The following is a 12,683-nucleotide window of genomic DNA, read 5'->3' on the forward strand; positions in this document are numbered from 1 at the left end:
CATGTCCCTCGTCGTGCCGCCCTACCCGCCGCCGCGCTACACCGAGGACGAGCCGGAGATCAGCGCCTGGCTCAAGCGGGCAGGCGAACCGCCGGACTACGAAACGGCCGGGGTCAAGTACCACTACCTGGCCAACCAGGAGGCGACCGGCGGCGACTACGGCCTGTACCGGGTGGACATCCCGCCGAACGGCGGTGGCCCCGGGCCGCACTTCCACCGCGCGATGTCCGAGGCGTTCTTCGTCCTGAGCGGGACGATGAAGCTCTACGACGGCGTCCGGTGGGCCGACGGGCACCAGGGCGACTTCCTCTACGTCCCGCCCGGCGGGGTGCACGGCTTCCGCAACGGGGCGGACGAGCCGGCGTCGATCCTGATGCTGTTCGCGCCCGGCGCCCCGCGCGAGGCCTACTTCGAGGGCTTCGCCGCGCTGGCCGACATGACCGACGACGAGCGCCGGGAGTGGTTCATTCGCCACGATAATTTCTGGGTTCAGTAACCCGCAGGTTCCCCGACCGTGCGTAGGGTGTGGCGGGTGCAGGCGAAGAAGCCGTCCCGACGGGCCGCCACCGCGGCGCGGATACGGACCGAAAGGGATTTCAGCACCCCGGTCCGGGCGGGGGCGCGGATCCGGCTGATGAGACGCGAGCGGCCACCGGGATTGGCTACCCCGCGAACCGGTAGTCGCTTTCGACCAGTTCACGCGTGCGTTCGTAGAAGGTCCGGCCGCTGTAGGGCAGCTGGGTGACCACCTTGCCGCTGGGGTGCCGGAAGTAGTTGTCGCACGCCAGCCACACCTTGCCGACCATCGCGGCCTGGATCTCGTCGTTGTAGCGGCGCTGCGCCTCGGGCGTGACCTCGACCGTGCGCGCCCGGCGGGCGCGCAGGACGTCGAGGATGCGGCGGACGAAGGTCGTCTGCGCTTCGTGGATGTAGATGATCGAGTTCACGCCGTTGGTGTTGGGGCCGTACAGCGTGAAGAAGTTCGGGTAGCCGGCCACCAGCGTGCCGAGGTAGGCCTCGGCGCCCTCGCTCCAGTCCTCGCGCAGGTGCCGTCCGCCGGTCCCGTGCACGTCGATGCTGGCCAGGTAGTCGGCCGCGGAAAATCCGGTGCCGTAGACGATGGTGTCCACGCGGTGCTCGACGCCGTCGGCCGTGCGCACGCCGCGTTCGGTGATCTCGGCGATGGGCGTGGTTTCCAGGCTGACGTTGGGCAGCGCGAGCGTCGGGTACCAGTCGCGGGACATCAGCGGCCGCTTGCAGCCCGCCGGGTAGTCGGGTGTCAGCTTCGCCCGCAGCTCGGGGTCGGCCACCTTGCGCGCCAGGTAGCTGCGGGCCAGTTCGGTCGCCTCCCGGGTCTGGGCGTCGTCGACGTCGAAGCCGGCCGACTCGTAGGCGTCGAAGGCCTCCTGACGCAGCTTTCGCGCCGCGGCCGGGTCGCGCTCGAAGAGCTCCTGCTGCTCGGGGGTGAACGGGAAGTCGAACCGCGGGGCGATCCAGATCGGGGTCCGCTGGAACACCGTCAGGTGCGCGGTTTGCGGCGCGATCGCCGGGACGTACTGGATGGCGCTGGCGCCGGTGCCGATCGACGCGACCCGCTCACCGGCCGTCGACCTGCTGTGATCCCAACGCGCGGAATGGAATTGGCGTCCGCGGAACCGCTGGGCGCCCGGGATGTCGGGGATGTGGGGCACGTCGAGCATGCCGACGGCGCTGACGACGACGTCGAAGGCGTGCTCGCGCCCGTCGTCGCCCGTCAGCGTCCAGCGACGGTCGCGGTCGGACCAACGCGCCGAGACGATCGCGGTGCCCGGCCGAAGACGAGCGCCCAGCCCGTGCTCGGCGGCCACCTGCTCGAGGTAGGTGAGGATCTCGGGCTGGTTTGCGTAGGTCTTGCTCCACCGCGGGTTGGGGGCGAAGGAGTACGAGTACAGGTGCGACGGGACGTCGCAGGCCGCGCCGGGAAAGGTGTTGTGCCGCCAGGTGCCGCCGAACCCGTCGGCCCGGTCGAAGATCGTGAAGTCGTAGCCGGCCTCGGCGAGCTGGACGCCCATGGCGATGCCCCCGGCGCCGGCGCCGATGATGCCGACGGTCAGGACCACTGGGCGAAATACGGTCGCTCGGGCCGACTCTTCTCGACCAGGATGAACACCACGCCCCACGGGTCGGCGAACCAGGTCGTGCGCACCCCGACCAGTTCGGCGATGCCCCTGACCAGGAACCGCACACCTTTGCTCTCCAGCTCCGCGCGGGTGGCGTCGAGGTCCTCGCAGAGCAGCGCGACGTGCGACAGCCCGTGGTCGGCGAGCGCGGCGCCCCGGTCCGCCCCTTCGACGTTGAGGTACTCGATCACCTCGAGCACGCGGTCGCCGTCGCCGGGAAACCCGACGATGGCCGCCTTCATGCTGGGGTCGGACACCAGCTCGCCCATGTCGTTGTGAATGGCGTTACCGGTGATGGCGTACGGCGGCGAGAGCACATGCAGGCCCAACACGTCCCGGTAGAAGGCGACGGCCGCCTCGCAGTCGGGCACGCAGACCCCGGTGTGGGCCAGACCGGTAATCACGTTCTCGACTTTACGTCGGGGTGGCCCGCGGCCGTATGGGTATTTTTGGCCGCATGGCTTCTCGCGAGTGGTCCGCATCGGACATCCCGGACCAGAGCGGCCGGGTCGCCGTCGTCACCGGCGCGAACACGGGCATCGGCTTGCCCACGGCCGCCGCGCTGGCCTCCCGCGGCGCCCACGTCGTGCTGGCGGTGCGCGACCCGCAGAAGGGTGACGCCGCGGCGGCGCGCATCGCGGCGGCCGGGGGCCAAGGGTCCCGAAACATAGACGTCACCGTGCAGAAGCTGGACCTGTCGTCGCTGGACTCGGTGCGGTCGGCCGCCGACGCGCTGCGGGCCGCCTATCCGCGGATCGACCTGCTGATCAACAACGCCGGGGTGATGTGGACACCGAAGTCGACCACGGCCGACGGCTTCGAGTTGCAGTTCGGCACCAACCATCTCGGCCACTTCGCCCTGACGGGCCTGGTGCTCGACCACCTCCTCGAGGTGCCCGGGTCGCGGGTGGTGACCGTCAGCAGCCTCGGGCACCGGCTGCGCGCCGCGATCCACTTCGACGATCTGCAGTGGGAACGCGGGTACGACCGCATCGCCGCCTACGGCCAGTCCAAGCTGGCCAACCTGTTGTTCACCTACGAGCTGCAGCGCCGGCTGGCGGCGCGCCGGGACGCCCAGACGATCGCCGTGGCGGCTCATCCCGGCGGGTCCAACACCGACCTGGCCCGCAACCTGCCGCGCATCTTCCAGCCGCTCAAGGCCGTGCTGGGGCCCCTGCTGTTCCAGAGCCCCGAGGGCGGCGCGCTGCCGACGCTGCGGGCCGCCACCGACCCGGCGGTGACGGGCGGTCAGTACTACGGGCCCGACGGCTTCCTCGAGCAGCGGGGAAATCCGAAGCTGGTCGAATCCAGCGCCCAGTCCCACGACGCGGACCTCCAGCGCCGGCTCTGGGAGGTTTCCGAGGAACTGACCGGCGTGAGCTTCCCGGTCTGATGCGCTCGGTCTTGCGGTCAGTCCAAGAACACCAGCGCGTGGTGGCGGGGCTGATCCGCGCCCGGCCCGCGATCGCCGTTCCGCTGGCCGACGCGCTGGGCCTGGCGCTCGCCGTGGACGTGGCGGCACGGCTGGCGCTGCCCGTGTTCGACAACTCGGCGATGGACGGCTACGCCGTGCGCGCCGAGGACGTGGCCGACGCGGCGCCCGACCACCCGGTGGTGCTGCCCGTCGCCGAGGACATCCCCGCCGGCCGCACCGACGAGCTGACGCTGCAACCGGGATCGGCGCACCGGATCATGACCGGCGCGCCCCTGCCGGCCGGCGCCACGGCCGTCGTCCCGGTCGAGGACACCGACGGGGGTACCGACAGGGTGGCGATCCGCAGCCCCCGCCCGGCCGGCGCGCACATCCGGCGGGCGGGCGAGGACGTCGCCCCCGGCACCACGGTCCTGCGTAAAGGCCAGGTCGTGACGGCCGCGGTGCTCGGCCTGGTGTCGGCGCTGGGCATGGCGGAGCTGACGGTGATCCCGCGGCAACGGGTGCTGGTCCTGTCGACCGGCTCGGAGCTGGTGCCGCCCGGCAATCCTTTGCGGCCCGGGCAGATCTACGAGTCCAACTCGGTCATGCTGGCGGCCGCCGTGCGCGACGCCGGCGCCGAGGTGACGGCCGTCGCGACGGCCGAGGACGACGTCACCCAGTTCAGCGCGCTGCTCGACCGCCACGCGCCGGCAGCCGACCTGATCATCACCAGCGGCGGCGTGAGCGCCGGCGCCTACGAGGTGGTCAAGGACGCCTTCGGCCGCGAGGGCGACCAGGGGGTGGAGTTCGTCAAGGTCGCGATGCAGCCGGGGATGCCGCAGGGCATCGGCCGAGTCGCGGGCACCACGATCGTCACCCTGCCGGGCAACCCCGTCAGCGCGCTGGTCTCGTTCGAGGTGTTCCTGCGCCCGGCGCTGCGCCGCGCGATGGGCCTGCCCGATCCCGAGCGCCCGCACCGGTCCGCCGTGCTGGCCGAGTCGCTCAGCTCGCCGCGCGGCAAGCGCCAGTTCCGGCGGGCCATCCTCGACCACGAGGCCGGCACGGTCGTCAGCTACGGGCCGCCGGCGTCGCACCACCTGCGCTGGCTGGCGTCGGCCAACGCGCTGCTGGACATCCCGGAGGAGGTCGTCGAGGTGGCGGCCGGAACCGAGCTGCAGGTCTGGGACCTGAGCTAGCCCGCGGGCGCCGCGACCTCGCGGTGAAACTCGTCGGCCTTGTCGAACGCCGGGCTGAAGCGGATCGCGATCGCGACCACCGACATCATCACCGGGAGGGTCACCAGCGCCGCCGCCAGTCCCGCCGCGCCGGCCAGGTGCCCGATGAGTGGCGGGCCCAGCAGATAGCCGATCCAGCCCGTCGCGGCGACCAGGGCGATCGCCGACCCCGCCTCGGTGGCCGAATACGCCGCGCTGAAGGCCGTGGGCACGAGCAGCGCCACGCCGGCGCCCAGGGCGGCGAAACCCAGCACCCCGGCGACGGCGCTGCCGGTGACCAGCGCCACGCTCATGCCGGCCACCGCGACGAGCGCCAGCGCCGGCAGCAGGCGGCGGCTGGGCATCCGCGCGTGCAGGCGCAGCGCGCCAAGGCGCGTGACCACCATCGTGAGCGTGTACGCCGCGTAGCTCAGCGCCGCGACGCCCGGGCCGGTGCCGACGACGTCGCACAGGTAGGTGGCGGACCAGTCGGTGGCGGCGCCCTCGCACAGGAACGACGCGAACGCCACCGCCGCGAGGATCGCCACGGTCGGCGTCAGCCACCTCCGCCCGGCCAAACCGGACCTCGACGGCTCGGGCTCCCGGTCGCGGACCAGGCCCCGGGTGAGCGCCTCACCCGCGACCACCACGACGGCCCCGAGGACCGCCAGCTGCGGCGCGAGCCCGACGCCGGCGCTGACGCAGGCCGCCCCGATCAGCGCGCCCACCAGCGCGCCGACGCTCCACATTCCATGGAAACGGGCCATGATCGGCGCCCGCGCCATTCGCTCGACCGCGGCGGCCTGGGTGTTCATCGCGACGTCGAGCGCCCCCTGGAAGAACCCCCACAGCGCCAGCGCGCCGAACAGCGACGCGGCCGACCAGGCCAGCCCGACCGTGGCGCCGGCGGCCGCGTAGCCGGCGAGCGTCACGTGGACCAGCCGGCGGCTGCCGACACGGGGCAGCGCCCAGTGGCACAGGAGCGTGGCCACGACGGACCCCAGCGGCGCGCCGAACAGGGCCGTGCCCAGTGCCGCGTCGGTCAGGCCGAGCTCGGCCTTGACCCGGGGGATGTGGGCGGCCCACGACGAGAACACGACCGCGTGGGCCAGGAACGCCGACGTGACGCCCACCTTCGCGCGGCGCAGCCCCATGCCCCCATCATGGCGGCTCGTAAGATGGCCGCGTGGCACGACGCCCCAGCAGCCCCCCTCCTCCGGTCGGTCCCACCGCCGAGGACCCGGCCTTCAGCCCCCGGCACGTGCTCGAACTGGTGCGCTCCGCCATTCCGCCGGTCCACCCGGCCGGAAGACCGTTCATCGCCGGGGGCCTCGGGCTCGCCCTGGCGGGGCGTCGCCACCGGTGGCTGCGCCGGGCCGGCCTGCTGACGGCCGGCGCCTGCGCGGGCTTCTTCCGGCATCCCCCGCGCGTGCCGCCCACCCGGCCCGGCGTCGTGGTGGCGCCGGCCGACGGCATGGTCTGCGTGATCGACAGCGCGGCGCCGCCGGCCGAACTCGGCATGGCCGACACGCCACTGCCGCGGGTCAGCATCTTCCTGTCGCTGCTCGACGCCCACGTGCAGCGCGCGCCCGTCGGCGGGGAAGTGGTCGCCGTGCAGCACCGGCCCGGCCGGTTCGGGTCGGCCGACCTGGCCGCCGCCAGCACCGAGAACGAGCGCACCGGGCTGCGGATCCGGACCGACGAAGGCGCCGAGGTGGTCGCCGTGCAGATCGCCGGCCTGCTGGCGCGCCGCATCGTGTGCGACGCCCGCGTCGGGGACAAGCTCGGGATCGGCGACACCTACGGGCTGATCCGGTTCGGGTCGCGGCTGGACACCTACCTGCCGGCGGGCGCCGAGCCGCTCGTGCAGGTGGGCCAGCGCACGATCGCCGGCGAGACCGTGCTGGCCGAACTGCCATGATCAGCAAGCCGCGGGCCAAACGGGCCGTCAACCTGCAGATCCTGCCCAGCGCGATGACGGTGCTGTCCATCTGCGCGGGGCTCACCGCCATCAAGTTCGCGCTCGAACACCAGCCGAAGGCCGCGATGGCGCTGATCGCCGCGGCGGCCATCCTCGACGGCCTGGACGGCCGGGTGGCCCGCATCCTCGACGCGCAGTCGCGCATGGGCGAGGAGATCGACTCGCTGGCCGACGCGGTGAACTTCGGTGTGACACCGGCGATCGTGCTGTACCTGACGCTGTTCTCCCAGTCGCCGGCCGGGTGGATCGTGGTGCTGCTGTACGCGGTGTGCGTGGTGCTGCGGCTGGCCCGCTACAACGCGCTGCAGGACGACGGCAGGCAGCCCTCCTACACGCACGAATTCTTCGTCGGGATGCCCGCGCCGGCGGGCGCGGTGTCGATGATCGGCCTGATCGGGCTCAAGCTGCAGTTCGGGGAGGGCTGGTGGACGTCGCCGGTTTTCCTGTGCATCTGGATCACCGGGACTTCGATGCTGATGATCAGCAAGATTCCGATGCGCAAGATGCACGCCGCCGCGGTGCCCCCGAACTGGGCCGCCCCCCTGCTGGCGCTGCTCGCGATCGCCGCGGCCGCCGCGGTGCTGGCCCCCTACCTGTTGATCTGGGTGATCATCATCGCCTACCTCTGTCACGTCCCGTTCGCGGTGCGCAACCAGCGCTGGCTCGCCGCCCATCCGGAGGCGTGGGGCGACGAGCCGAGGCAGCGTCGCGCCGCCCGGCGCGCCAACCGCCGCGCGCAGCCGAAGGGCCGCTCCGCGGCGCGGCTGGGGTTGCGCAAGCCCGGCGGTCGCCTGCGATGACCCAACCGGGCCGGCAGCTCACCCTCACCGCCCGGCTGAACACCTCCGCCGTCGACTCCCGCCGCGGCGTCGTCCGCCTGCACCCGAGTGTCGTTGCCGCGCTGGGCATCCGGGAGTGGGACGCGATCTCGCTGACCGGCTCGCGCACGACGGCCGCGGTCGCCGGGCTGGCCGGCCCGGACACCCCGGTCGGCACCGCCCTGCTCGACGACGTGACGCTGTCCAACGCCGGCCTTCGCGAGGACGCCCCGGTGATCGTGGGCACGGTGACCGTGTACGGGGCGAGGTCGGTGACGCTGTCCGGCTCCGCGCTGGCCACCCAGTCGATCTCGTCGGTGACGCTGCGCCAGGCCCTGCTCGGCAAGGTGGTGACCGTGGGCGACGCGGTGTCGCTGCTTCCCCGCGACCTGGGCCCGGGCTTCTCGACGGCGGCCGCCACCCGCGCGCTGGCCGCCTCGGTGGGCATCAGCTGGACCTCGGAGCTGCTGACGGTGACCGGCGTCGATCCGGTGGGGCCGGTGAGCGTGCAGCCCAACACGCTGGTCACCTGGGGCACCGCCGTGCCGTCCGGCCCGGCGACCGCGTCGCACGAGCTGGTCGAGGTGGCCAGCCCCGAGACCGTCGTCGAGGAGCTCAAGGGGGCGCAGCCGCAGGCCGCCAAGCTGTCGGAGTGGCTCAAGCTCGCGCTCGACGAGCCGCACCTGCTCAAGACGCTGGGCGCCGGCACCAACCTCGGCGTGCTGGTGTCCGGTCCCGCCGGCGTGGGCAAGGTGACCCTCGTGCACGCGGTGTGCGACGGGCGCCGGCTGGTCAAGCTGGACGGCCCGGAGGCCGGCGCGCTGGCGGCCGACGACCGGCTCAAGGCGGTCGCGTCGGCGGTCAAGGCAGTGCGCGACGGCGGCGGCGTGCTGCTGATCACCGACGTCGACGCGCTGCTGCCGGCCACCCCCGAGCCGGTCGCGTCGCTGATCCTCGGCGAGCTGCGCACCGCCGTCGCCACCGCGGGCGTCGCCCTGATCGCCACCTCGGCCCGGCCCGATCAGCTCGATGCCCGGCTGCGCGCCCCCGACCTGTGCGACCGCGAGCTGAGCGTGCCGCTGCCGGACGCCGGCACCCGTAAGGCGCTGCTGGAATCGCTGCTCAAGCCGGTGCCCGCCGGCGATCTGGACCTCGACGAGATCGCAGGCCGCACACCGGGTTTCGTGGTCGCCGACCTGGCGGCGCTGGTGCGGGAGGCGGCGCTGCGGGCGGCGTCGCGGGCCAGCGCCGACGGGCAGCCGCCGAAGCTGAACCAGGAGGACCTCGTCGGCGCCCTGACGGTCATCCGGCCGCTGTCCCGCTCGGCCAGCGAGGAGGTGACCGTCGGGAACGTCACGCTGAACGACGTCGGCGACATGGCCGAGGCCCGGCAGGCGCTCACCGAAGCGGTGCTGTGGCCGCTGCAGCATCCCGACACGTTCGCCCGGCTCGGCGTGGAGCCGCCGCGGGGGGTGCTGCTGTACGGTCCGCCGGGCTGCGGCAAGACCTTCGTCGTCCGCGCCCTGGCCAGCACCGGCCGGCTGTCGGTGCACGCCGTCAAGGGCTCCGAGCTGATGGACAAGTGGGTGGGCAGCAGCGAGCGGGCGGTGCGCGAATTGTTCCGGCGCGCAAGGGATTCCGCACCGTCACTGGTGTTCCTCGACGAGATCGACGCGCTGGCGCCACGGCGCGGCCAGAGCTTCGACTCCGGGGTGAGCGACAAGGTGGTGGCCGCCCTGCTGACCGAACTCGACGGCGTCAACCCGCTGCGCGACGTGGTCGTGCTGGGCGCCACCAACCGGCCGGACCTGATCGACCCCGCCCTGCTGCGGCCGGGGCGCCTGGAGCGGCTGGTGTTCGTCGAACCGCCCGACGCCGCCGCCCGCCTCGAAATATTGCGCACGGCGGGCAAATCCATTCCGCTGAGCGCGGACGTCAACCTCGAGGACGTGGCCGCCGGGCTCGAGGGCTACAGCGCGGCCGACTGCGTGGCGCTGCTGCGCGAGGCGGCGCTCACGGCGATGCGCCGGTCGATCGATGCCACCGACGTGACGGCCGCCGACCTCGCCGCGGCCCGCGAAACCGTGCGCCCCTCACTGGATCCCGTCCAGGTGGACTCCCTCAAGGCCTTTGCGAAAGTCCTTTAGCATCGCCCGGACCGCCGCGGCGACATCGCCCTCCAGCCAGGGCGGCATCGGCTCGTCGTGCGCGTGGCGACGCACGACGGCGTAGGGCAGATCGGCGACCGCCCGCGCGACCGCGTCGACGGCGCGGGCGTCGTTGCGCCCGTAGAGTTCTCGGGCCACCGCGCCGAGGCGCTCGGTCAGCGGCGCGTTCATCGCGGCGAGCGTCTCGTTGAACGCCGCGTCGGGTTCGGCGTCGAGCAGGTCGCCGGGCCGGATCGTCAACAGCAGGCGGGCGTCCTCGGGCAGTTCCCGCGCGAAGCCGATCGCCGCGACGGCCATCGCGACCGCGGTCTCAAGCGGGGTGTCGCCGCGCGCGGCCATCGCCCGCGTCTGGAAGCGTTCGAGCGCCCGCAGCCACGCCGCGGTCAGGATGCCGTCGCGGCTGCCGAAGCGGTGATACAGGGTGCCCGCGGGCGCACCGCTGGCCTTCGCGATCGCCGCGACGCTCGCCGCCCGCGGCCCGCCGTCGAGCACCAGGGCCCGCGCCGCGTCGAGGATCACATCGGTGCCGTGCTTCCGCGGAGGTGCCACGATCTAGTACATTCCTTCTATATGGAACAGTTATCCTATATCGATGAGCATGCCATAACCGTCGACGCGAGCCGCGAGGACACGTGGTCGGCCCTGCTGCGGGTGATGTGCCGTGACCCGCTCGATCCGGCGACCGTGCCGACCGGTTTCGTCCTCGACGAGGCGCGGCCCGCGGCCCGGTTCGCGCTGAGGGGCCGCCACCCGTTTGCGGTGTACCGATGGGTGTTCGAACTGGACGCCGAATCGCCCCGGCGCACCCGGCTCCGCGCGCTGACCTGGGCGGACTTCCCGGGGGTGCACGGCTCGCTGTATCGCGCGCTGGTCATCGGCACCGGCGGCCACCGGATGGCCGTGCGCTGGACGCTGCGTCGCGTGGCGACCGCGGCGTGCCCGGACTACACCGACGTCTTCGAGGTCCCGATCGAACCCGGCGACTCGCGCACCGCCGAGCAGGCGTTCCGCGACGCGGTCGGGCGCCGCCCGGGCGTGTCCGGGAGCGCGGTGGCCTGGATCCACCGGCACGTGTTGCGGCTTAGCCTGGGGCCGTACTCGGCGCCCGGACGGGTGATCGGCTGGCCGATCGTGCGATCGGATCCCGACGAGTTCGTGCTCGCGACGGGCGGCCCGCTGATGGATGCCCGGCTGACGCTGCGGCGCGAGGGCGGCCGGCGCGCCACCCTCACCACGCGACTGCACTACCGCCGGGGCTCCGCCCGCGCGGTCTGGGCCGCCGTCGGTCCGCTGCACCGCGTGGTGGCGCCGCGGCTGATGGAGCGCAGCGCGCGCCGCGGCTCGTCGCTACGGCTGGCCGAAACCCCACTGAAACTCACTCGAACCCGTTGAACCCATCGGCCCACCCGGTCGTGACGACCTCAGGCGCTCCGGGCTGTAACCCCCCTGGGTACTACATACCGCCGGAAGCCGAGGAGAAGAGCGCATGGAAAGCCAGCACACCGGGACCCCGCGGCGATGATCGCGGCGAAGCAACCGAGCAGGCGCGTGCTGCTCGTCGCGATCATGGTGTCGATGGTCGTCTTCCTCGACGGCACCGTCGTGAACTTGGCGCTGCCCGCCACGGAGCGTGACATCGGCGGCGGCATGTGCTCCCAGCAATGGGTCGTGGACGGCTACCTGCTGGCGGTGGCGGCCATGGTGCTGCCGGGCGGGGCCATCTCCGATCGGTTCGGGCGCATACCGGTGATGCGCTTCGGGCTGGTTGCCTTCGGGGCCGGTTCCGCGCTGGCCGCCACGGCGGGCACGCCGGCGATGCTGATCGCCGGCCGCCTCGTCCAGGGGCTGGGCGGCGCGTTCCTGGTGCCCGGCTCGCTGGCGCTGATCAACTCGGCGTTCGGCCGCGCGGACCGCGCCGCGGCGATCGGAACCTGGACGGCGTGGACGGGCACGGCGTTCGCGCTGGGTCCCCTGCTCGGCGGGCTGGCCGTCGACCTGCTGAACTGGCGATGGATCTACATCCTGTCGGCGGTCCCGATGCTCGCCGGTTTCGCGCTCACGTTCGGCCTGCCGCCGTTGCCCCGCGCCGCTGAGCGTGCCCGCCTCGACCTGCCCGGCGCCGCCCTGTCGGCGGTCGGGCTGGCCGCCACGGTGTACGCCCTGATCGAGTCGGGCCGGCACGGCTGGAACGACCCCGTCATCCGGGCCGCGCTGCTGCTGGGGGTCGCGGCGCTGGCGGCGTTCGTCGCGTGGCAGCGCCGGGCGCCCCACCCGATGGTGCCGCCGGGTCTGTTCGCCGCCCGCAACTTCGCCGGCGTCAACCTGGTCACGGCGTTCGTCTACGGCGGCATCACGCTGGGCTCGCTGGCCATCGCCCTGTTCCTCCAGGAGGTCGCCGGGTACTCGGCCACCGCCGCGGGTCTGACCACCCTGTCCAGCCCCGTGGTGTCCTTCCTGTTCGCCCGCTCGGTCGGCGGCATGGCCGCCCGGATCGGGGCGCGGGCCTTCCTGATCGCCGGGCCCGCCCTGGCGGGTGTGGGCCTGCTGCTCATCCACCCCTCGGCGCGCGGCTTCGACGTCGCCACCGACCTGCTGCCGGGCAGGATCGTGCTGGCCGTGGGGATGGTCCTGGCCATCACGCCCCTGACCGCGCTCAACCTGTCGTCGGTGAAGTCCGCGCACAGCGGGATCGCGGCCGCCATCCAGAACGCGACCGGTCGGACGTCGGCGCTGCTCGCCGTGGCCTGCATGGGCCTGATCGCCGCCAACCGGCTCACCGACGCCAGCTTCACCCGGCTGCTGCAGGTGAGCGCGGCGCTGTTCTTCATCGGCGCCCTCGTCAGCGGCGTCGTCATCAGGCACCACGCGGCCGAGCCCGCCGCCGCCCGGGCGCCGCTCCCGGCGCCGAATGCCGCCTGACGAACAGTGC

At 73.1% G+C, this 12,683-nt stretch carries 12 protein-coding genes; 8 read left to right on the forward strand and 4 right to left on the reverse strand.

What is annotated here, in order from left to right:
* Position 1 precedes the first annotated feature (1 nt).
* Positions 2-496 (forward strand): cupin domain-containing protein, encoded by a 495-nt coding sequence (locus GPY60_RS11180; RefSeq protein ID WP_156687738.1) that lies wholly within the window; start codon positions 2-4, stop codon positions 494-496.
* 166 nt (positions 497-662) lie between these two features.
* Here GPY60_RS11180 and GPY60_RS11185 read toward each other — a convergent pair whose 3' ends face one another.
* On the reverse strand, positions 663-2,099 hold the full coding sequence (locus GPY60_RS11185; RefSeq protein ID WP_231639567.1) for a flavin-containing monooxygenase: 1,437 nt from the start codon (positions 2,097-2,099) through the stop codon (positions 663-665).
* The gene (locus GPY60_RS11190; RefSeq protein ID WP_156687739.1) at positions 2,090-2,563 is read right to left on the reverse strand and encodes a VOC family protein; all 474 of its coding nucleotides are present in this window, start codon (positions 2,561-2,563) and stop codon (positions 2,090-2,092) included. The genes GPY60_RS11185 and GPY60_RS11190 overlap by 10 nt, the downstream gene beginning before the upstream one ends.
* Positions 2,564-2,616: 53 nt before the next feature.
* On the opposite strand from GPY60_RS11190, the gene GPY60_RS11195 reads away from it, so the two are divergent.
* Together GPY60_RS11195 and moeA are read left to right on the forward strand one after the other, a co-directional pair.
* A complete protein-coding gene (locus tag GPY60_RS11195) occupies positions 2,617-3,552 on the forward strand; it encodes an SDR family NAD(P)-dependent oxidoreductase (RefSeq protein ID WP_156687740.1) in 936 nt (311 codons plus the stop codon).
* Between the two features lie 11 nt (positions 3,553-3,563).
* A complete protein-coding gene (gene moeA, locus GPY60_RS11200) occupies positions 3,564-4,769 on the forward strand; it encodes a molybdopterin molybdotransferase MoeA (protein WP_156687741.1) in 1,206 nt (401 codons plus the stop codon).
* On the opposite strand, the gene GPY60_RS11205 is transcribed toward moeA, so the two are convergent.
* Positions 4,766-5,941, reverse strand: coding sequence for an MFS transporter (locus tag GPY60_RS11205; protein WP_156687742.1), 1,176 nt, complete (start codon positions 5,939-5,941; stop codon positions 4,766-4,768). The genes moeA and GPY60_RS11205 overlap by 4 nt on opposite strands.
* 107 nt (positions 5,942-6,048) lie before the next feature.
* Between GPY60_RS11205 and GPY60_RS11210 the strand changes: the two genes are divergently transcribed.
* Genes GPY60_RS11210 through GPY60_RS11220 form a run of 3 tightly spaced genes read left to right on the forward strand, consistent with a single transcriptional unit; the run spans position 6,049 to position 9,733 of the window.
* Positions 6,049-6,708 (forward strand): phosphatidylserine decarboxylase, encoded by a 660-nt coding sequence (locus tag GPY60_RS11210; RefSeq protein ID WP_231639572.1) that lies wholly within the window; start codon positions 6,049-6,051, stop codon positions 6,706-6,708.
* Entirely contained in the window at positions 6,705-7,568 is an 864-nt protein-coding gene (gene pssA / locus GPY60_RS11215) for a CDP-diacylglycerol--serine O-phosphatidyltransferase (protein ID WP_156687744.1), read from the forward strand. The genes GPY60_RS11210 and pssA overlap by 4 nt, the downstream gene beginning before the upstream one ends.
* The gene (locus tag GPY60_RS11220; RefSeq protein ID WP_156687745.1) at positions 7,565-9,733 is read left to right on the forward strand and encodes an AAA family ATPase; all 2,169 of its coding nucleotides are present in this window, start codon (positions 7,565-7,567) and stop codon (positions 9,731-9,733) included. The genes pssA and GPY60_RS11220 overlap by 4 nt, the downstream gene beginning before the upstream one ends.
* Here GPY60_RS11220 and GPY60_RS11225 read toward each other — a convergent pair.
* Entirely contained in the window at positions 9,680-10,303 is a 624-nt protein-coding gene (locus GPY60_RS11225; RefSeq protein ID WP_156687746.1) for a TetR/AcrR family transcriptional regulator, read from the reverse strand. The genes GPY60_RS11220 and GPY60_RS11225 overlap by 54 nt on opposite strands.
* 21 nt (positions 10,304-10,324) lie before the next feature.
* On the opposite strand from GPY60_RS11225, the gene GPY60_RS11230 reads away from it, so the two are divergent.
* The gene (locus tag GPY60_RS11230) at positions 10,325-11,146 is read left to right on the forward strand and encodes a DUF2867 domain-containing protein (protein WP_156687747.1); all 822 of its coding nucleotides are present in this window, start codon (positions 10,325-10,327) and stop codon (positions 11,144-11,146) included.
* Between the two features lie 126 nt (positions 11,147-11,272).
* Entirely contained in the window at positions 11,273-12,673 is a 1,401-nt protein-coding gene (locus GPY60_RS11235) for an MFS transporter (protein ID WP_156687748.1), read from the forward strand.
* Positions 12,674-12,683 lie beyond the last annotated feature (10 nt).

It is taken from the genome of Mycobacterium sp. Marseille-P9652, from assembly GCF_902652685.1.
Lineage (GTDB): Bacteria > Actinomycetota > Actinomycetes > Mycobacteriales > Mycobacteriaceae > Mycobacterium.

Excerpts from the sequence above, each read along its gene's own strand:
- GPY60_RS11180 (WP_156687738.1), top strand. The coding sequence starts at position 2 with ATGTCCCTCGTCGTGCCGCCCTACCCGCCGCCGCGCTACACCGAGGAC.
- GPY60_RS11195 (WP_156687740.1), top strand. The coding sequence starts at position 2,617 with ATGGCTTCTCGCGAGTGGTCCGCATCGGACATCCCGGACCAGAGCGGC.
- GPY60_RS11205 (WP_156687742.1), bottom strand. The coding sequence starts at position 5,941 with ATGGGGCTGCGCCGCGCGAAGGTGGGCGTCACGTCGGCGTTCCTGGCC.
- pssA (WP_156687744.1), top strand. The coding sequence starts at position 6,705 with ATGATCAGCAAGCCGCGGGCCAAACGGGCCGTCAACCTGCAGATCCTG.
- GPY60_RS11220 (WP_156687745.1), top strand. The coding sequence starts at position 7,565 with ATGACCCAACCGGGCCGGCAGCTCACCCTCACCGCCCGGCTGAACACC.
- GPY60_RS11230 (WP_156687747.1), top strand. The coding sequence starts at position 10,325 with ATGGAACAGTTATCCTATATCGATGAGCATGCCATAACCGTCGACGCG.
- GPY60_RS11235 (WP_156687748.1), top strand. The coding sequence starts at position 11,273 with ATGATCGCGGCGAAGCAACCGAGCAGGCGCGTGCTGCTCGTCGCGATC.